At 73.3% G+C, this 18395-nt stretch carries 16 protein-coding genes; 8 read left to right on the top strand and 8 right to left on the bottom strand.

The features are described 5' to 3' along the window. Window positions 1-2: 2 nt before the first annotated feature. Window positions 3-509 carry an inorganic diphosphatase gene (locus IRY44_RS20990; RefSeq protein WP_013288994.1) on the bottom strand — a complete coding sequence of 169 codons (507 nt, stop codon included), beginning with the start codon at window positions 507-509 and terminating at the stop codon, window positions 3-5. A gap of 424 nt (window positions 510-933) precedes the next feature. Here IRY44_RS20990 and dacB point away from each other — a divergent pair, with 424 nt between their 5' ends. The 3 genes from dacB (at window position 934) to tilS (ending at window position 4693) form a co-directional block, all read left to right on the top strand. Next, window positions 934-2448 (top strand): D-alanyl-D-alanine carboxypeptidase/D-alanyl-D-alanine-endopeptidase, encoded by a 1515-nt coding sequence (dacB, locus tag IRY44_RS20985; protein ID WP_370584983.1) that lies wholly within the window; start codon window positions 934-936, stop codon window positions 2446-2448. A 66-nt stretch (window positions 2449-2514) separates the two neighbouring features. Next, window positions 2515-3582, top strand: coding sequence for a zinc-dependent metalloprotease (locus IRY44_RS20980; RefSeq protein ID WP_091426057.1), 1068 nt, complete (start codon window positions 2515-2517; stop codon window positions 3580-3582). 181 nt (window positions 3583-3763) lie between these two features. Continuing rightward, window positions 3764-4693 carry a tRNA lysidine(34) synthetase TilS gene (gene tilS, locus IRY44_RS20975; protein WP_194801962.1) on the top strand — a complete coding sequence of 310 codons (930 nt, stop codon included), beginning with the start codon at window positions 3764-3766 and terminating at the stop codon, window positions 4691-4693. 232 nt (window positions 4694-4925) lie between these two features. On the opposite strand, the gene IRY44_RS20970 is transcribed toward tilS, so the two are convergent. Further along, window positions 4926-5885, bottom strand: a complete 960-nt coding sequence (locus IRY44_RS20970) for a GlxA family transcriptional regulator (RefSeq protein ID WP_194801961.1) — start codon at window positions 5883-5885, stop codon at window positions 4926-4928. A 138-nt stretch (window positions 5886-6023) separates the two neighbouring features. Here IRY44_RS20970 and IRY44_RS20965 point away from each other — a divergent pair, with 138 nt between their 5' ends. The 4 genes from IRY44_RS20965 (at window position 6024) to folE (ending at window position 9998) form a co-directional block, all read left to right on the top strand. Next, window positions 6024-6173, top strand: coding sequence for a hypothetical protein (locus tag IRY44_RS20965; RefSeq protein WP_194802014.1), 150 nt, complete (start codon window positions 6024-6026; stop codon window positions 6171-6173). Between the two features lie 99 nt (window positions 6174-6272). Continuing rightward, window positions 6273-6848 (top strand): hypoxanthine phosphoribosyltransferase, encoded by a 576-nt coding sequence (gene hpt / locus IRY44_RS20960; RefSeq protein WP_013288988.1) that lies wholly within the window; start codon window positions 6273-6275, stop codon window positions 6846-6848. 433 nt (window positions 6849-7281) lie between these two features. Continuing rightward, window positions 7282-9294 (top strand): ATP-dependent zinc metalloprotease FtsH, encoded by a 2013-nt coding sequence (ftsH, locus tag IRY44_RS20955; RefSeq protein WP_135242355.1) that lies wholly within the window; start codon window positions 7282-7284, stop codon window positions 9292-9294. A gap of 86 nt (window positions 9295-9380) precedes the next feature. Further along, window positions 9381-9998, top strand: a complete 618-nt coding sequence (gene folE, locus IRY44_RS20950; RefSeq protein ID WP_013288986.1) for a GTP cyclohydrolase I FolE — start codon at window positions 9381-9383, stop codon at window positions 9996-9998. Between the two features lie 52 nt (window positions 9999-10050). Here the strand turns inward: folE and IRY44_RS20945 are convergent, their stop codons facing one another. Further along, complete coding sequence (locus IRY44_RS20945; RefSeq protein WP_194801960.1) at window positions 10051-10752, bottom strand: hypothetical protein; 702 nt, start codon at window positions 10750-10752, stop codon at window positions 10051-10053. Beyond that, complete coding sequence (locus IRY44_RS20940) at window positions 10749-13331, bottom strand: FtsK/SpoIIIE domain-containing protein (protein WP_194802010.1); 2583 nt, start codon at window positions 13329-13331, stop codon at window positions 10749-10751. Before IRY44_RS20940 ends, IRY44_RS20945 begins: the two co-directional genes overlap by 4 nt. 213 nt (window positions 13332-13544) lie before the next feature. On the opposite strand from IRY44_RS20940, the gene IRY44_RS20935 reads away from it, so the two are divergent. After that, on the top strand, window positions 13545-14108 hold the full coding sequence (locus IRY44_RS20935; protein WP_194802009.1) for a hypothetical protein: 564 nt from the start codon (window positions 13545-13547) through the stop codon (window positions 14106-14108). A gap of 3 nt (window positions 14109-14111) precedes the next feature. Here IRY44_RS20935 and IRY44_RS20930 read toward each other — a convergent pair whose 3' ends face one another. Genes IRY44_RS20930 through IRY44_RS20915 form a run of 4 tightly spaced genes read right to left on the bottom strand, consistent with a single transcriptional unit; the run spans window position 14112 to window position 18394 of the window. Further along, window positions 14112-14711, bottom strand: coding sequence for a hypothetical protein (locus IRY44_RS20930; RefSeq protein ID WP_194801959.1), 600 nt, complete (start codon window positions 14709-14711; stop codon window positions 14112-14114). A 10-nt stretch (window positions 14712-14721) separates the two neighbouring features. Then, window positions 14722-15897 (bottom strand): M23 family metallopeptidase, encoded by a 1176-nt coding sequence (locus tag IRY44_RS20925; protein WP_194801958.1) that lies wholly within the window; start codon window positions 15895-15897, stop codon window positions 14722-14724. Next, window positions 15894-16454 carry a hypothetical protein gene (locus tag IRY44_RS20920; protein ID WP_194801957.1) on the bottom strand — a complete coding sequence of 187 codons (561 nt, stop codon included), beginning with the start codon at window positions 16452-16454 and terminating at the stop codon, window positions 15894-15896. The genes IRY44_RS20925 and IRY44_RS20920 overlap by 4 nt, the downstream gene beginning before the upstream one ends. Then, window positions 16451-18394: an MFS transporter gene (locus tag IRY44_RS20915; RefSeq protein ID WP_194801956.1), complete on the bottom strand. Its 1944-nt coding sequence runs from the start codon at window positions 18392-18394 to the stop codon at window positions 16451-16453. Before IRY44_RS20915 ends, IRY44_RS20920 begins: the two co-directional genes overlap by 4 nt. Window position 18395 lies beyond the last annotated feature (1 nt).

Here is an 18395-nt window from a genome sequence, read left to right as displayed (position 1 = left end):
CGTCAGTGCAGCGTCTCGCCGCGCTCCTCGGCCTCCTTGGCACGCCGGTACGACGCGGCGATCTCCGCCTCGGCCTCGACCCGGCCCACCCAGGTCGCGCCCTCGACCGACTTGCCCGGCTCCAGGTCCTTGTAGACCTCGAAGAAGTGCTGGATCTCCAGCCGGTCGAACTCGCCCAGGTGGTGGATGTCGCGCAGGTGCTCCTGACGCGGGTCCTCGTAGGGCACGCAGAGGACCTTGTCGTCGCCGCCCTTCTCGTCCGTCATCCGGAACATGCCGATGGTGCGGCAGCGGATCAGGCAGCCCGGGAACGTCGGCTCCGGCACCAGCACCAGCGCGTCCAGCGGGTCGCCGTCCTCGCCCAGGGTGCCCTCGATGAACCCGTAGTCGGCCGGGTACTGCGTGGAGGTGAAGAGGGTGCGGTCCAGCCGGATGCGGCCGGTCGCGTGGTCTACCTCGTACTTGTTCCGGTGACCCTTGGGGATCTCAACCGTGACGTCGAAATCCATCTTCCACGCTCCCTCGTTTGCCCACGCTGGCTAACGGAAACCAGCGGCTCACCCCCGGCGCGGGGTGAACGCCCCCCGTCGGCTCCGGCCGCCGCATAGTGTTCGGACCGAAGTAGTGTCGCCCAAGGTGATTTCGAGCGGGGAGGAGGGGGCCGTGGGGAGGGAAGATTCACACTACCGCCCCGAGAGGGTTGACGGGCGCGGGTCCGCCGGTTCCGGTTCCGGCGGGGCCACCGGACGGGTGTCCGTCCCGGGGGCCAACGTCCCTCATCGTCCCTCTCCGGCCGGGTCCGCCCGCGTCGGCCCGCCGCACCACGGCCCCGGCCCGCTGCATCACGGCTCCGGCCCGGCGAGCGGCTCGGCCCGTGTCGGGCCGCCGCACGATCCCACGGCTGCGCTGAACCGGCCCGGCGCGCCGGACTCGATCCCGGTCAGCCCGCCGGTCCCGCCGGTCGGCGCCGCGCCGCCCGTACCCTCCGGGCCGCCCCCGGGCCGGCCGCGACGTCGCCTGCGGCTCGTCGCGGCGCTCGCCTGCGTGCTCGTGCTGGCCCTGGCGGTGGCCGGGCTCGCCGTGCTGCGCCCCGGCCCGGTCGCCGGGTGGCTGGGCGACGACGACAGCACGGGTACGGCGGTCGCCGCGCCGCCCGAGCCCTCCCCGCCGGCCGTGCTGGCCGGGCCGGACGGCAACGCCCCGCTGCCCACCGAGGCCGGCATCCGCGCCGCCCTGGACCCGCTGGTCCGCGCTGCCGCGCTCGGCGACCGGGTGCACGTTTCGGTGGCCGACGTGAGCACCGGCCAGGGGCTCTACGGCAGCGGCCAGGACACACCCACCGTGCCCGCCTCGGTGACCAAGCTGGCGACCGGGGTGGCGGTGCTCGCGGCGCGCGGTCCCGCCTACCGGATCCCGACCCGGGCCGTGGCCGGCGCCAACCCGGGCGAGGTGGTCCTGGTCGGCGGCGGTGACCCCACGCTCGCCGTGGACAAGAACGGCTTCTACCCGGGCGCGGCCCGGCTGGACGACCTCGCCGCCCAGGTGCGCGACGCGCTCGGCGGCACCGCCCCGACCAAGGTGATCGTCGACTCGTCGCTGTTCAGCGGCCCCGTCTTCGAGCCCGGCTGGGACTCCGACATCCCCACCGGCGGCTTCGGCGCGGCGATCACCGCGCTGATGACCGACGGCGCCCGGAAGAACCCGGCGGAGGCGCGGCGCACCGCCGAGCAGACGAACCACGCCGCCGAGCGGGTGCCGCAGCCCGACCTGACCGCCGGCCGCCAGTTCGCCAAGCTGCTCGGCCTGACCGGCGGCGCCGCCCAGGTCACCCGGGGCACCGCGCCGGCCGCCTCCGGCGCCACGGGTACGGCCCCCGGCGCCGAGCTGGGCACTGTCGAGTCCCTGCCGATGATCCGGCTGGTCGACATCATGATCAGCGACAGCGACAACGTGATCGCCGAGGCGATGGCCCGCCAGGTGGCGCTCGCCAAGGGCAAGCCCGGCTCGTTCGTCGGCGGCGCGGCCGCGACCGACCAGGTGCTCGGCGAGCTGGGCCTGCCGGCCGGTGAGATCAGCCTGGCCGACGGCAGCGGGCTGTCCCGCACCAACCGGATCAGCCCCTCGCTGCTCACCGACCTGATCACGCTCGCCGGCAACGGCAGCCACCCCGAACTCGCGGCGATCTTCGGCGGACTGCCGGTCGGCGGCTGGTCCGGCACGCTCGACGAGCGCTACCGGGCGGCGGCGACCCGCGCCGGAGCGGGCGTCGTCCGGGCCAAGACCGGCACGCTGAGCGGCGTCAACGCGATCGCCGGCACGGTGACCACCGCCGACGGCCGGCTGCTCACGTTCGCCGTGCTCACCGACCGGACGCAGGGCTCGCTGGACGACACCCGGGCGGCGCTGGACCGGATCAGTTCCGCGCTGGCCGGGTGCGGCTGCCGCTGACCGACGGGCGTCGATCGGTCGGCGCGAGCCCGGGTAGGGGTGTTCCGGCGCGGGTACGGTGGGTTCATGGCGCAGTTCGTGGACTGGGATCTGGCCGCCGCGACAGCGGGGGCGCTGAGCAAGTCGGGCCCCCGGGTGTCGTACGCCGAGGCCACCGACGTGGTCGGCGACCTGCGCCGGCTGACCGACGAGGCGGCCGGTCACGTCGCCGACTACACCGGCCTGCGCGCGCAGGTCGCGCACCCGCCGGTACGCGTGGTCGACCGCCGGGACTGGGCGGCGGCGAACATCGCCGGGCTGCGTGAGGTGGTCTCCCCGCTGGTCGAGCGCCTCTCCGGCGACAAGCGGCCGGGCGCGCTCACCGAGGCGATCGGCTCCCGGGTGACAGGTGTGCAGGCCGGCACCGTGCTGGCGTACCTCTCCGGCCGCGTGCTCGGCCAGTACGAGGTCTTCGCCGGGGACCCCGGCCAGCTGCTGCTGGTGGCGCCGAACATCCTCGAGGTCGAGCGGAAGCTCGGTGCCGACTCGCGCGACTTCCGGCTCTGGGTGTGCCTGCACGAGGTCACCCACCGCACCCAGTTCACCGCCGTGCCGTGGATGCGCGCGTACTTCCTCGGCGAGGTGCAGGCGTTCGTGGACGCCTCCCAGGGCGGCGAGCACCTGCTGGAGCGGCTCCGCCGGGGTGTCGCCACGCTCTCCGACGCGGTGAAGGACCCGGAGAGCCGGGCCAGCGTGCTGGACATCGTGCAGACCCCGGCCCAGCGCGCCGTGCTGGACCGGCTGACCGCGCTGATGACGCTGCTGGAGGGCCACGCCGAGTTCGTCATGGACGGCGTCGGCCCGCAGGTCATCCCCAGCGTCGAGTCGATCCGGGCGGCGTTCAACCGGCGCCGCGAGTCCGGCAACCCGCTGGAGAAGGCGATCCGGCGGTTGCTCGGCATCGAGGTCAAGATGCGCCAGTACGCCGAGGGCCGCAAGTTCGTGCACGGCGTCGTCGACCGGGTGGGGATGGCGGGCTTCAACAAGATCTTCTCGTCCCCGCTGACGCTGCCCCGCCTCGACGAGTTGGGCGACCCGGACGCCTGGGTGTCCCGCGTACACGGTCCCGCCGGTGCCACCCCGCCCGTCGGCTGATCCGGCCGGCCCGGTCGTGCCGGGCGGTCCCGCCGGCTCGGCTGATCCGGCCGGTCCGGCTGATTCCGTTGGTCCGCTCGGTTCGGCTTCTTCCGCGGGCCGGGCTGATTCCGGCGTTCGGTCGCGCCGCTCGCCGTCGCCCGCTCCCGCCGTTGCCGCGGTGCGGCTCGCGGTCCGCCGGATGCTGACGGGTCTGTCCGGCGCCGGCCCGGTGCTGGTGGCCTGTTCCGGCGGGGCCGACTCGCTCGCGCTCGCCGCCGCCACCGCGTTCGTGGCCCCCCGGCTCGGGCGGCAGGCCGGCCTGGTGACGGTCGACCACGGCCTGCAAGCCGGGTCCGCCGACCGGGCGGAGGCGGTCGCCGGCTGGGCCCGCGCCGAAGGGCTCGACCCGGTCGAGGTGCTTCCGGTACGGGTGGACGGCCGGCCCGGCGGACCCGAGGCGGCCGCCCGCGAGGCCCGGTACGAGGCGCTGATCGCGGCAGCCCGCCGCTACGACGTAGCCGGGGTGCTGCTCGGGCACACGCGCGACGACCAGGCCGAGACCGTCCTGCTGGCGCTGGCCCGGGGCGCCGGACCGCGCGGGCTGTCCGGGATGCCGGAGCGGCGCGACGTCGACGGGGTATCCCTGCTCCGCCCGCTGCTCGACGTCACGCGCGCCGACACCCGGGCCGCCTGCGCCGCGCTCGGGCTCGACCCGTGGGCGGACCCGCATAACGCCGACCCCGCGTACGCCCGGGCGCGGGTCCGGTCCGACGCGCTGCCGGCACTCGTCGACGCGCTCGGGCCGGGGGTGGTGGCGAACCTGGCCCGTACCGCCGGGCTGCTCGCGGCCGACAACGCCGCACTCGCCGCGCTCGCCGACGCCGCGCTCGCCGACGTCCGGACCGCTGACGGTGGGCTGTCCGTAGCCGGACTCGCCGAGTTGCCGGCCGCCGTCCGTACCCGGGTGCTGCACGCCTGGGCCCGTGAGCTGGGCGCGACGCCGGCCGCGCTGTCCCACAGTCACGTGGCGGCGCTGGACGCCCTGGTCACGGCCTGGCACGGACAGGGCCCGGTGCACCTACCCGGCAACCACCAGGTACGCCGCCACGCAGGCCAACTCCTGCCCTGACCCGCGCACCCTCCGCCTCCGCCCGCCCACTCATCCCCGCCCCGTTGATCAAGGACTTCTGGTCCCGATCCGCCCCTCTCGAGCCCGCAAACTCCTTGATCACCGCTCCAGGGGTGCGCCCGGGGGCGTCGATCATGAGGTTGACGGGGAGAAAACGGGCGCAAATTGCGGTCAACTTCATGATCGACGGGGCAGACCCGGGCGGGGCGGGGGTGGGGGTGGGGGTGGGGGGTCAGGTGGTCTGGCGGTCTCGGAAAGTCGTGCGGTAGGCCAGCGGGGTGGTGCCCACCCGGCGGGTGAAGTGGTGCCGCAGGGCCGCCGCGTCGCCGAAGCCGGCCTGCTCGGCCACGCCCTCCACGCTGAGCGTGGTGTCCTCCAGCAGGTGCCGGGCCAGCAGCACCCGCTGGTTGGTCACCCAGTCGTGCGGGGTGGTGCCGGTCTCGGCGCGGAACCGGCGGGCGAACGTCCGCGGGGCCATGCCGGCGCGTGCCGCGAGTTCGTCCACAGTCACCTGCCGGCGCAGGTGTCCCATCAGCCACTCCAGCACCGGTTCCAGGGTGGCCGCCTCGGGCGCCTTGGGGATCGGCGCCTCGACGTACTGCGACTGGCCGCCGTCGCGGTGCGGCGGGACGACCATCCGGCGGGCCAGCCGGGTCGCCACCGCGGAGCCGTGCTCCTGGCGTACCAGATGCAGGCAGGCGTCGATGCCGGCGGCGGTGCCGGCGCTGGTGAGCAGGCGGTCGTCCTGCACGTAGAGCGAATCGCACTGGACCCGGGCGGCCGGGAAGCGCCGCTGCAACTCGTCGGTGTACCGCCAGTGGGTGGTGCAGTCGCGCCCGTCGAGCACGCCCGCCTCGCCGAGGACGAACGCGCCGGCGCAGACGCTGAGCAGCCAGGCGCCCCGGTCGGCGGCGCGGCGCAGCGCGGCGAGCACCGGTTCGGGTACCGGGGTGCCGTCGGCGTGCGCGGGCACCGCCACCAGATCGGCGTCCTCGACCGCACCCAGGTCGGCGGTGGGGGTGAGCAGGAACCCGGACCGGCTGCGGACCGCGCTGCCGTCGGCGGTGCACACGTCGAACCGGTATTCGGGAAAGCCGTCGGCGGTGCGGTCGGTGCCGAAGACCTCCGCGAGCACGCCGAGTTCGAACGCGGCGACCTGGTCCATGACGATGACGGCGACCGAGCGGAGCATGTGACGAGGGTAACCCGACATCTGGCAGGAAATCGATGCCCGGTGACATTCCTGCCACTGTCCGGATCGGTCGGTGGGCCGCAGAATCAATGGTGTCCGGTGCGCACCGGCGGCGAAAACAGTCTCAACCATGCGAAAGTGAGCGCCGCCATGACCGTTCTGCTGCTCCTGCTCTTCCTGCTCCTCCTCGTCGGCGCCAGCGCCCTCGGGTTCACCGCCGACACCCGCGACTCGGCCGACTGGAAGCCGAGCGACGACGGGCAACGCTGGCGCTCCCGTACCTGCTGAGGTGATTTATTCAGTTCGCGCCGAAAATCCCCGGCGGGACCGCGCCAAAAGGGGCGGCCCCGCCGACGGCGGCGCGGGGGCGTACGGCAGGCTAGGAGCATGGCTGACGGCTCCTGGTACGACGCCGACATCGACCACGTGATCATCTCGGAGGCGCAGATCCGCGACAAGACCGCGGAGCTGGCCAAGCAGGTCTCGGCGGACTACGCCCACGTCGAGGACGGCCTGCTGCTCGTGTGTGTGCTCAAGGGAGCGGTCATGTTCATGGCCGACTTCGCCCGCGCGCTGGGCCGCCAGGGTCCGCCCGCCGAACTGGAGTTCATGGCCGTCTCGTCCTACGGCCAGGGCACCACCTCGTCCGGCGTGGTCCGCATCCTCAAGGACCTGGACCGGGACATCGCCGGCCGCCACGTGGTGGTCGTCGAGGACATCGTCGACTCCGGTCTGACGCTGTCCTGGCTGCTGCGCTACCTGGAGTCGCGCTCCGCGGCGAGCGTCGAGGTGGTCGCGCTGTTCCGCAAGCCGGACGCGGTCAAGGTGCAGGTCCCGGTCAAGTACGTCGGGTTCGACATCCCCACCGAGTTCGTCGTGGGCTACGGGCTCGACTTCGGCGAGCGGTACCGCGAGGTGCCCTACGTCGGGGTGCTCAAGCCCGAGGTGTACGCGCGGGCCTGAGGCTCTGCCGAGCCCTTCGTCAGCTGACATTCAGCGGGCTCTCAGTCTTCCGGTCTACGGTAGGAGCCGGTGACGTGGAGGCACCCTCCACGCCCGGCCCCTCGAACCGCGTGACCGTGCGGTGTGGGCGGGCCGGGTGGGAGCTCCCCGCCACGCCGGCTCAGACCCGGGTTCGCCCTACGCGTAAGTGCCGGGCTCGCAAGCTCACTCGTCGCGCGCGCCGAGGTTCCGAATGTGCGCGACTGCGGGGCTCGCAAGCTCACTCCTCGCGCGCACGGTGTACCGTCGAATGACCGTGGTGCGGCAGTTTGCGTGCCCCGGGGGTCGGGCCGGCCCGCACGGCGGCCCCGGCCGCCGCTCAAGGCGGCGACACCATTCAGACGGTCAGGACGTCGATCAGGAGGATGCGGGCGCCTCGGCACCCGACTACAGCATGGAACGTACGCGTTTCTTCCGCCGACCGGTGGTCTGGATCATCCTGGTCATCCTCGGCGCCGTTGTGCTCAGTCAACTGTTCACCGCTGGTCCCAGCTACCACCGGGTGGACACGTCCGTCGCGCTCGACCAGCTCAACAAGGGTGGCATCGAGAAGGTCGTCTTCCAGGACAAGGAGCAGACGCTCCAGCTCGACCTGAAGGACAAGGCCAAGTTCGACGGCGACACCACCACTGACAAGATCGAGGCGCAGTTCCCGTACGAGGTCGGCGGCCAGGTCTGGAACCAGGTACGCGAGGCCGAGGCGGCGGACCGCATCACCGGCCCGGTCGACACCAAGGTGTCGTCGGACAGCATCTGGGTCAGCCTGCTGGTCAACCTGCTTCCCATCGCGCTGCTCGTGCTCCTGCTGCTGTTCTTCATGTCGCAGATGCAGGGTGGCGGTTCCCGGGTGCTCAACTTCGGCAAGTCCAAGGCGAAGATGATCACCAAGGACACGCCGAAGACCACCTTCGCTGACGTCGCGGGTGCGGACGAGGCCGTCGAGGAACTGCACGAGATCAAGGACTTCCTGCAGAACCCGGCGAAATACCAGGCCCTGGGCGCCAAGATCCCGAAGGGCGTGCTGCTGTTCGGCCCGCCCGGTACCGGCAAGACGCTGCTGGCCCGCGCGGTCGCCGGCGAGGCCGGGGTGCCCTTCTACTCCATTTCCGGCTCCGACTTCGTCGAGATGTTCGTCGGTGTCGGCGCCAGCCGCGTCCGCGACCTGTTCGAGCAGGCCAAGTCGAACGCTCCGGCGATCGTCTTCGTGGACGAGATCGACGCCGTCGGCCGCCACCGCGGCGCCGGTATGGGCGGCGGTCACGACGAGCGGGAGCAGACGCTCAACCAGCTGCTTGTCGAGATGGACGGCTTCGACACCAAGGGCGGGGTCATCCTGATCGCCGCCACCAACCGGCCGGACATCCTCGACCCGGCGCTGCTGCGCCCGGGCCGGTTCGACAGGCAGATCCCGGTCGACGCCCCCGACATGGAGGGCCGCAAGGCCATCCTGCGGGTGCACGCCAAGGGCAAGCCGTTCACGCCCGACGTCGACCTCGACGCGGTCGCCCGGCGTACCCCGGGTTTCAGCGGCGCCGACCTGGCCAACGTGATCAACGAGGCCGCGCTGCTCACCGCTCGTAAGGAGCAGCGGGCGATCACCAACGACTCCCTGGAGGAGTCGATCGACCGGGTGATCGCCGGCCCGCAGCGCCGGACCCGGGTGATGAGCGACCAGGAGAAGAAGATCACCGCGTACCACGAGGGTGGGCACGCGCTGGTCGCCTGGGCGCTGCCGCACGCCGCGCCGGTGCACAAGGTGACCATCCTGTCCCGGGGTCGCTCGCTGGGTCACACGCTCGTGCTCCCCACTGAGGACAAGTACACCCAGACCCGGGCTGAGATGATCGACACCCTGGCGTACGCGCTGGGCGGCCGGGCGGCCGAGGAGCTGGTCTTCCACGAGCCGACCACCGGTGCCGGCAACGACATCGAGAAGGCCACGCAGCTGGCCCGCGCGATGATCACGCAGTACGGCATGAGCTCCAAGCTCGGTGCGATCAAGTACGGCACCAGCGGCGACGAGCCGTTCCTCGGCCGCAACATGGGCCACGAGCGGGACTACTCCGACGCGGTGGCGGCCGAGATCGACGGCGAAATGCGTGCGCTGATCGAGCTGGCCCACGACGAGGCCTGGGAGATCCTGGTGGAATACCGGGACGTCCTGGACAACATGGTCCTGGAGCTGATGGAGAAGGAGACCCTCTCCACCGCCGACATGGCCCGCATCTGTGCGCGTGTGGTCAAGCGCCCGCCGATGGCCCCGTACCACGGCTTCGGCAAGCGTCAGCCCTCCACCGAGCCGCCGGTGCTCACCCCGGCCGAGAAGGAGGCGCTGGCCGCACAGGCCCGCGCCGACGCCGCCGCCTCGATCGGTGGTTCCAGCAACAACTCGGACGGTACGCACTGAACAGCGATCCGACGACGGCCGGCTCCCACCACAGGGAGTCGGCCGTCTCCGCGACCGAGCCCGACGGGGACGACGCGCTCGACTACGTGGCCGCACGCCTGATCAGCGGCAAGCTCACCGGCGGCCCGGTGGAGGACAGCGTCGACCTCGCCCGGATCGAGAAGGCGGTCCGCGAGATACTCATCGCGGTCGGCGAGGACCCGGACCGCGACGGCCTCCAGCAGACGCCGGCCCGGGTGGCCCGCGCGTACGCCGAACTCTTCGCCGGCCTGCGGGTCGACCCGGCCCAGGTGCTCCGCACCACGTTCGAGGCCAACCACGAGGAACTGGTGCTCGTCCGGGACATCGACGTGATGAGCCTCTGCGAGCACCACCTGCTGCCGTTCCGGGGCAGCGCGCACATCGGCTACATCCCCGGCCCGGACGGCCGGATCACCGGCCTGTCGAAGCTGGCCCGGCTGGTCGAGGTGTTCGCCCGCCGGCCGCAGGTGCAGGAGCGGCTCACCTCGCAGATCGCCGACCTGCTGATGTCCAGCCTCGCCCCGCGCGGCGTGATCGTGGTGCTGGAGTGCGAGCACATGTGCATGGCGATGCGCGGCATCCAGAAGTCCGGCGCGAAGACCATCACGTCCGCCGTGCGCGGCGGCCTCCAGAACGACGCGAAGTCGCGGGCCGAGGCGATGGCACTGATCATGGCCCGCTGACCCTCGACCGGCACCGACGGCCGCGTACTCCCGCCCGGAGGCGCGGCCGTCGTCAGTCGGGCAGCATGGCGAGCAGCAGTCCGGCGGCGGTGAGCACCGCCGGGACCAGGCAGACCAGGGCGCCGAATCGGGGCGTCCGGTCCACCCGATCGGTCGGACGCGGGCGGAAGACGCGCCCCACCGCGAGCCAGCCCAGCATGAACGCGACAGCCGGCAGCGGCAGCCCCACGAGCAGCGCCAGCACTGTCACCGGCCCCGGGCCGGCGACCGCGTACAGCACGAGCTGGAGCAGCGGCACCACGAGCGCCAGCGGCCCGTACACGAGCAGGTTGCGCGGACGGGCCGGCCACCTAGCCAGCCGCGGCAGGCCGCGCGCGCTCAGAGTGTCGTCCGCCGCGTTCGCCCAGTCCCCGGCGGCGCGCAGCGCCGCCAGCACCGCCGACGGCCCGCCCGCCATCGACCGGGCCGCCTCGGTCACCTCCGGCGGCGTCGGGACCAGCGACATCGCCGGTACGCCCAGCTCACGCAGCCGGGACTGCTGCGGCGCCAGCCGTTCCCGTACCGCTGTCAGCTCCTCGCGGGCCGCAGCCACCGACCGCGCCTGCTCCCCGGCGGCGGTGGCCGCCGCCCGGCGTACGCCGTCGAGCGCCCGCGCGGCGGCGACGTACTCCGCCCAGGCCGACTCGGCGGGGTCCGCCACGGTTGTCGGGCCACCCGCGCGGGGCCCCGGTACGGTCGTGCCGGTCTCGCTCATGCGGCCCCCTCCCCGGTGCGCTCCGTCGCCCGCGGGTCCGGTTCGACCCGCGCGGTCGCCACTTCGGTCGTGCCGAACGGGACGAAGACGGTGCCCTGCTCGTCCGGGCCGTCCCAGAGCACCGCGCGACAGGGGCGGGGCCGCCACCAGACCGGACGGTCGAAGAGTTGCTCCAGCCGGCCGCCCGGCACGTCGGTGACCGCCACGGCGGTGAGCTTGTCCACCTCGCCCTCGGGACCGAGCAGCCCGGCCAGCGGCGCCGGTGTCCGCCACCAGCCGAGCAGGTGCCGCCCGGCCGGCGGGCCCTCCAGCAGCAGCGTCCGCAGCAGGTCCGGCGGCAGTTCGGTGGCGTCCGGCACGTCCAGCCCGAACACGACGAGATAACCCGGCTCGTCCGACTCCATCGCGGTCCGCAGCCCGGCCGCGTCGACGGTCTCCACCCGGTGCCGTCCGGCCAGCTCGGCGGCGAGCACCCCGGCCGGCTCGGCAGACCCGTTCGCCAGCGGCGCCAGCACGAACCGGGCCGAGCCCGGATGCGCTGCCGCCGCGCTGCGCACCGCAGTCACCAGCAGGCGCTCAGCCTCCTCGTCCCGGCCCAGGACGGCCAGGTTCCGCCCCGCGCCCGGCCCCAGCGGCACCGTCACCGTGGACCGCCGCACGTCCACCGCCCGGCCCAGCAACGCGGCGGGCGCGTGGGTCCGCCCGGCCAGCGCGGCCCGGTGCCGGGGGTCGTTGGCGAGCAGCGGGCGGGCGTACCCGGCGAACACCACGGGCGGTGTCGCCGACTCGCCCCGCGCCTCCCAGAGCCGTCGCCGCAGGTCGGACAGGACCTCGGGATCCTCGTACGGATCCGGGAAACGGATCATCCGCTCGTGCCCCCGGGTCGCGCCGCGCGGACCGCCCAGGCCACCCGCCGTGTTCACCACAGCGCTGCCCACCGGCAGCCCGGCCGCCGAGTCGTTCGCCGGTTCCAGCACCGCCGAGCCGCCGGGCAGCGCCACCCGCACCGGGAACTGGCCGAGCAGCGGGTCACGCGGACCGCCGATGCCCAGGTCACCCTCGCCGGCCAGCACCAGGTGGATCCCGTACGACCGGCCGGCGCGGGCGAGCGCGTCCAGCCGGGCCAGCAGGTCGGCGGCGAGCCGGTCCCGCTCGCGCAGCGCCAGCGGGAAGTTGTCGACCACGCAGACGATCCGGGGCAGCGGCTGGTGCTGGCGCAGCTCGGCGTAGCGCTGCCCGCCGGCCCGCCGGGACGCCTCCTCGCGGCGGCGCAGCTCCGCCTCCAGCTCACCGAACAGGTCGGCCACGTACTCCCGGTCGGCGGCCATCCCGGCGGCACGCACCTGCGGCACCCAGGAGCGGTCCCGCTCGGTCTGGAGGAACTCCACGAACGACTCGCCGTCGGCCAGGTCGGCCAGGTAGAGCGCCAGCTCGTCCGGGCCGTACCGGGCGGCGAGGCCGAACAACGCGTCGGTCAGGAACGCCGACCGCCCCGCCTGACCTCGGCCGCTGACCAGCCAGTGTGGCGTCAGCTCGGTGAAGCCCAGGCTGACCGGACGCCCGGCGGCGTCACCCACAGTTGTGCTCAGCCCGTCGGCCGAGCCGGTCGTCCAGAAGCCGTCGGCAGGCAGCAGGTCACGAAGGGAGAGACGGGAGCCGTCCTCGATCTGCTGGGCCAACCGCGCACAAACAGCGGCGACCAGGTCGGCGGGTGGATCCTCGTCGAGGAACACCGGCGAGTTCAACCCGCCCGGCGGCTCGGCGCCCGGACTGCTGAAGCCGGCGCCGGGCGGGTCACCGACCAGCGCGTACGCGGTGCGAACGGTGACCGCTGTGGCGCGCGGCAGCGGGCTGCCGTCCGGCCAGCCGGCGAGCACCAGATGCAGCCCTGCGCGCGGCCCGCCCTCGGCCAGCCCGGCGAGCCGGTCCAGGTCGGCGGTGGTCGTACCCTCGGGCAGCGCCGCAACCACGAGCAGCAGCGTTCGGTCGTGCCCGCGCTGCCGGGCCGTCCCGGCGGCCACCCACTGCTCCGCCTCGGCCAGCACCGCGCGCATCCCGGCGAGGTCGGTGGCGGGCGGGGGCAGCAGGCCGGCGTCGGCGAGCGGCGCGTACCCGGCGAACGTCGCACCGGAACCGCCGTCCACCGCGCGGGCCAGCAGCGCCCCTGCCGGCGTGGCAGCGAAGACGCGCAGCAGCAGCGCGCGGAGCAGCCCGGCCACCCGGGCGTCCGAGGCGTCGGCGTCGAGGCTCACATGGCCGCTGCCGAGCAGCGGCACCAGCGCGGGGAAGCGGGCGTCGTCGAGCGGCGACGCGGTACCGACCCGGACCAGCGGCGGCAGACCGTCACCCGGTGGAGTCGTCGCGGTCAGCGCGTCCAGTGGCGCGCCGGCCCAACCGGGCGCCGCCAGCTCTGCCGCCGCCCGCAGGCGCTCGGCCAGTTCGTACTGCCGATGATGGTCGGCCGGCGCGGGCCGGATCTCGTCGAGGATGCCCGCCGCCGCCGTCGCGGCGGCCTCGGCCCGGCGGTGCAGCGCGGCGGCCCGGCCGGCGCGCGCCTTCGGAGTCACCACCGCGTCCACCTCTCTTTCCGAGGCCGACATGTCCTCCCCGAGGTGTGACGGTAACCCAGGCGGCGGCCGTCCACCGGGATGTCGGTCGGCGCGGTGAGCTGGTCGGCGGTGAGCAGCCTCACCCCGCCGCCGGTCGGTGCCCGCCCGGCGGTTCGCCACGATCCGCCGGTTCCAGGCATTGGGTACGCGCGGCGCAGCCGATAGCCTCAGGAGGTGGAATCAGTGCAGCCCCCCGCCGGTTCCCAGGTGTCCCGAGTACCGGCGCAGCGAACCCCGCCGGAGCAGCTGGCGCCCCCCGCGCCCGCTCCCGCACCGGTACGCCCCAAGCGTCCGGTGCGCACAGTGCTCGCTGTCGTCGCGGGGGTGGTGGCGCTGCTGTGCACTGTCGGCGGAGTGGTCGGGTTCGTGCTGTACGACCGCGCAACCGCCCCGGACCGAAGCGCCCCGGACGTGGTCGTGGCCAATTACATCCGGGCCTACCTAATCGACCGGAATGACACGAAGGCCCAGGAGTTCACTTGTAACGACAGTGACGGGATCGGTGGCATGCGCGACCTCCGGACCGAGCTTGAGCAGCGCGAGGCCAACTTCGGCGTGTCGATCAAAGTGAGTTGGGGCCCGTTGCTTCAGGCCGAAAATGGATCGGGCGAATCGGTTACCACGACACTTGCCATCTCCAGCTCAAAGGATGGCCAATCGGTAAGCAGTCGTCGGGAATCGTGGCGATTCGACTTGACGGACAACAAGGACGGCTGGCGCGTCTGCGGCGCAAGTAAGGTCGGCTGAGGCCTACTCGAGCCAGAGCAGGTGCACCGGCACCTCCAACGTGGTCGGTGCCTGGCCGCGCCAGGCCCACCGGTACCACTCCAGTTCCGGGGCCACCCGCACGCAGATGTCGCCGTCCGCGCCGGAGTAGGTCTCGGTGACGGCACGCAGGTCGCGCCGTTCCACGCCGTTGTCCACGTGTACCACGCGCCGCCCGGTCACCGCGTCGGCCTCGAACACCGGCGTCGGCGGCCGGCGCTCCGGCACGTCCAGCGAGACCAGCCGGAGTCCCGGGGCGCTTCCTCCGGTCGCCGGACGCCGCTCGCCGATGGTCTCCACCCAGACCCGTTCCACAGGCACCAGCGGCGCGAACACCTCCACCTGCTCGGCCTCGGCCCGGTACCACTCGTGTTCCGGGATCACCGGTACGTAGGTGCGGCTGCCCTGCACCACCCGCTCGTCGGCCCGCAGGTCGCCACGCCAGCCGAGGCCGGGCAGGCCGACCAGGACGCGGCGGCCGCGCAGCTCGGTGCCGCCGGTGGCGGGCACGGTCTCCACCGGCCGGGGCGGCAGCGGTGCCCAGTCGGGCCGGTCGGCGAACGGGTCGGGCAGGGGGTTGCTCATCCGCCCGGCCTCACCCGGTCTCGCCGAGGGGCGCGCCCCGCTTGCGCATGAAGGGCACCGGGTTCTCCGCCCCGTTGCTGGACCGGTCGCCATTGCGGTGCACCTCGAAGTGCAGGTGCGGACCGGACGAGTTGCCGCTGCTGCCGGAGAGGCCGATGACCTCGCCCGCCTCGACCGCCTGACCAGGCACCACGCGAGGTCGCTCGACCATGTGGCAGTAGCGGGTGATGAATCCGCCGGCGTGCAGGATGTCCACGAACCATCCGCAGCCGCCCTTGTTCGGCCAGCCGTCCCGGTCGCAGTCCCGCCGCCCGGAGCGGTCGGGGTCGCAGCGGGCCACCAGCACCCGGCCGGCCGAGGCGGCGTGGATCGGCGTGCCCTTCGAGGCGGCCAGGTCCACGCCGTGGTGGCTGGGCCGGGCCGTGGTGCGGAAACCGGAGACCACACCGCCGGGCAGCGGCGCGGTCCAGCCGGAGGCGGCGATCCGGTCTCCGGCCGCGGCGTCGCACACGGCCTTGCCGGCGACCTCCACGGTCCGGGCGGCGCCGCCGGCCAGCGCGTCGACGATGGCTCCGGCCAGTTCCTCGTGCTTGGCGTAGGCGTCGGGGTAGGCGCTGACCTGGACTTTCTGGGCGACCACAGTGAGCGGGCGCTGCTGCCAGTTCGGCACCTTCTCCATCTTCTGGTAGAACTTGCGGGCCGCGTACGAGGGCGTCATCCGCTGCTCGACGCTGCCCCATCCGGGCCGCTGCTGGAACAGACCCAGCGAGTCGTGGTCGGCGCCGACCCCTTCGTGCGGCAGCGCCAGCGATGCCGGCACCGTGCTGTTGGCGAGGTTGCGCAGCGCTGATTCCTGCATCGCGGTGGCGAGCGCGATCACCCAGCCGCGCGCGGGGAGCTTCATGTCCTGGCCGACCTTGATGATGACCGCGGCGTTGCGCAGTTGGCGCTCGCCGTACTCGGCGAAGCGCGGCATGTCGCCGGTCAGGTTCACCTGGTAGGTGGGGTCGCAGTTCAGGGCCGCGAGCTTCGGGTCGTCCTCGTCGCCGCCGAGTTCGGTGAGAAGGAAGGCGCCGGCGCCGCCGACGCAGCAGAGCAGGGCGAGCACACTCGTGACGGCGGTGGCGACCACGCCCAGGCGCAGCTTCCGGCGGACCTGCCCGGCGACGGCCGGGCCGGCGGTCACGACCGCTCCCAGTCGATCGCGTCCACCAGCCAGGGTCCGTCCGGTGCGACGAGTTCGAGCCGGAGCGTGCCGTTGTCCAGCGGAACCACCGCCTCCACGAAGGACTCGGTACGGGGCCGGAGCGTCGGGGTGCCGGCGGTCCTCCGTGCGGGCACTGTCTCCGGGTCGGCATCAGTCATCTTCTCGGCCAGCGCCGGCGTGGAGAGCGGCCGCAGGCGGGCCTGCCACGCGTCACCGCTGCTGCCCGGGCCGCTCAACCAAGCGGTGGCGAAGCGGCCGGCGACCTCCTCCGGCGTGTCCTCGCCCGGCCGGGTCTTCGGTGCGACCGCGGTCGGCGGGCTGGCGAGCACGCCGTCGTCACCGGCCTCCGGGTCCGTGGTGCTGATCGGCTGGGTGGGGCGGCTGGTCAGGCCGAGGCCCGGATCGCCGGGGCCGGCGACGAGGCGGGCCGCGCCGATCACCCCGAAGACCAGCACGGCGATCATGAGGGCGACACCGATCCGGGACCGGAGGACCCGGGTGAAGAGGAATTCCAGCGCGCGTCGCACCGGACTCACCGGGCCTCGGAGCGGATGCGCGGCGCCGGCCGGGCCGGGGCGGTGCCGCGGTCCGCCGAGTCCGGCCGGTAGACGGCGTAGGAGGGCGCTTCCTCCGGCACATCCGGCTCGGTCCAGGTCGACGCTGCGCGCCGGGGGCGGGGAGTGGCGCCGGGACGCTCACCGGGCCGTCCGCTCGCGGGCGCCTCCTCCGGCCGTTCCCGTCCGTCCGGCCTTTCCCGCTCGGCGGGTGTGGCGCTGTGCGCCGGATCCTCGTGCCGGGCCTCCGGCCGGAGACTGCGCTGGTCCGCCGTGACGGTGCGGCGCTTGCCGATCGCCGGCTCGTTGGTCCCGCCGGGCTCGGCCACGTCCAGCCGCGCGGCGATCCGCATGTCCCGGAAGAACCGGCGGTGCCAGGAGCCGGCCGAGCTGACCGCCTCGCTGCTGTCCTTGCCGCCGAGCTGGGTGATCCGGCGGTACGGCCGCAACAGCAACCAGCCGACGACCCCGCAGAGCCAGACCAGGACCACCTGGAGCCAGCCGGGCAGCGTGGCGGTGTTCATGATCAGGTCGACGGCGAAGAGGTAGATGGCCGCGCCGGTGCCGAAGATGGCGATGTTGAAGACGGCGGCGACCACCGCGTTCGCCAGGCGCCGGAGCCCGGCGCTGGCCGGGCGCATCAGGCCGACGGTGCCGAGGATCGGCGCAGCGATCACCGCCCAGCGGAAGATCAGGAAGCCGAGCAGCACCAGCAGTGACGCGGTGAGGTCGAACATGGCGAACAGCACCGAGGCCAGCACCGCGATGAACCCGGCACCGATCCGGTCCATGTCCCGCGTGCCCTGGAGGTACTCGTACGCCTCGGGATCCTCGGTCTTGATCTGCTCGGCGACTTTGGCCCACTGCTGCTGCTTGGCCTTGATGACCACGTCGCGGGTGGCCGGGTTGGACCGGATCGACGCGGCCTCGTCCCAGGTGAGCGACTTCGCGTCGTAGAGCGCTTGGCCGTACTTCTTCGCGGTCTCGCTGTCCGCCGAGCCGAGCACACCGCGCAGCCAGTTCCGGTAGAGCATCGTCTCGGTCGCCGTGTCACTGGCACGCACGGCGGGCGGCCGATGATCCTTGCACGCCTGCGGATTCGGGTCGTCACATTGGCCAGGCGGCGTGTCCTTGGTGGATGGGCCGACCGCGTCGTGCACGACGCCCAGCGTGGTGATCAGCGTGTTGTCGGCGATGTTCGCGGACTTCACCGGCCAGGCGGCCAGCGCGGTCACCGCCACCATCACCAGCAGCGCCCAGCCGGCAGTGGTCATCGCGTTGCTCATGTCCGACTGGCGGGACCGCCAGAGCAGGTAGAGGCCGACCACGCAGACGGTTATGATGCCGAAGACGCTGAACACCTTCTGGTAGACGGCCTTCGTGGCCTGCTCCACCAGCGGGTCGGCCCAGCTCCACATCGTGCGCGGATCCCAGGCGCGCTCGCGCAACGCGTTCGAGGCGCCGATCACCGCGTTGGCGAACATGAACTCGCCGTTGGCGACCATCGTCGTGAAGCGGTAGTCCGGATGCAGCACCGAGGAGGCACAGCCGCCGTCCACGTCGTACGTGTTGTAGCTGTACCCGGCGTACCCGTAGTCGCTGTAGAGGCCCTTCGGGCCGGGCTCCTTCGCCGAGTCGGGCCGGGACGCGAACCAGCCGGCCAGTCCCGAGTCCGGCGCGGCGGGCACCGGCGCGTTGCGGCACTCGACCTGGTCCTCGCTGACCGCCTTGAGCTTGCCGACGCAGGACCGGAAGTCGGCCTGCCACTCCTTGGTGCTGCACAGCTCGGCGCGCGCCTGGGTGACCGGCGCGGCGGCGTACGCGGGTGTGGCCGCCCCGATCACCGGCCAGGAGATCGTGGCCCCGGCGAGTACGCCGAGCGCGAGGAGGAGCGCCGCGATCCGTGCCCGGGCCCTCGCCATG

It is taken from the genome of Micromonospora sp. ANENR4, assembly GCF_015354395.1.
In the GTDB taxonomy this organism is placed as follows: Bacteria; Actinomycetota; Actinomycetes; order Mycobacteriales; family Micromonosporaceae; genus Micromonospora; species Micromonospora aurantiaca.
The sequence above is the reverse complement of the archived record's forward strand: the minus strand, read 5'-3'. Positions and strand labels throughout refer to the sequence as shown.

What these genes read in the sequence shown, in the direction of transcription:
- IRY44_RS20915 (WP_194801956.1), bottom strand. Translation starts at nt 18,394, where the DNA reads ATGGCGAGGGCCCGGGCACGGATCGCGGCGCTCCTCCTCGCGCTCGGC.
- IRY44_RS20990 (WP_013288994.1), bottom strand. Translation starts at nt 509, where the DNA reads ATGGATTTCGACGTCACGGTTGAGATCCCCAAGGGTCACCGGAACAAG.
- tilS (WP_194801962.1), top strand. Translation starts at nt 3,764, where the DNA reads ATGCTGACGGGTCTGTCCGGCGCCGGCCCGGTGCTGGTGGCCTGTTCC.
- ftsH (WP_135242355.1), top strand. Translation starts at nt 7,282, where the DNA reads ATGGAACGTACGCGTTTCTTCCGCCGACCGGTGGTCTGGATCATCCTG.
- IRY44_RS20930 (WP_194801959.1), bottom strand. Translation starts at nt 14,711, where the DNA reads ATGAGCAACCCCCTGCCCGACCCGTTCGCCGACCGGCCCGACTGGGCA.
- IRY44_RS20980 (WP_091426057.1), top strand. Translation starts at nt 2,515, where the DNA reads ATGGCGCAGTTCGTGGACTGGGATCTGGCCGCCGCGACAGCGGGGGCG.
- hpt (WP_013288988.1), top strand. Translation starts at nt 6,273, where the DNA reads ATGGCTGACGGCTCCTGGTACGACGCCGACATCGACCACGTGATCATC.
- IRY44_RS20970 (WP_194801961.1), bottom strand. Translation starts at nt 5,885, where the DNA reads ATGCTCCGCTCGGTCGCCGTCATCGTCATGGACCAGGTCGCCGCGTTC.
- IRY44_RS20945 (WP_194801960.1), bottom strand. Translation starts at nt 10,752, where the DNA reads ATGAGCGAGACCGGCACGACCGTACCGGGGCCCCGCGCGGGTGGCCCG.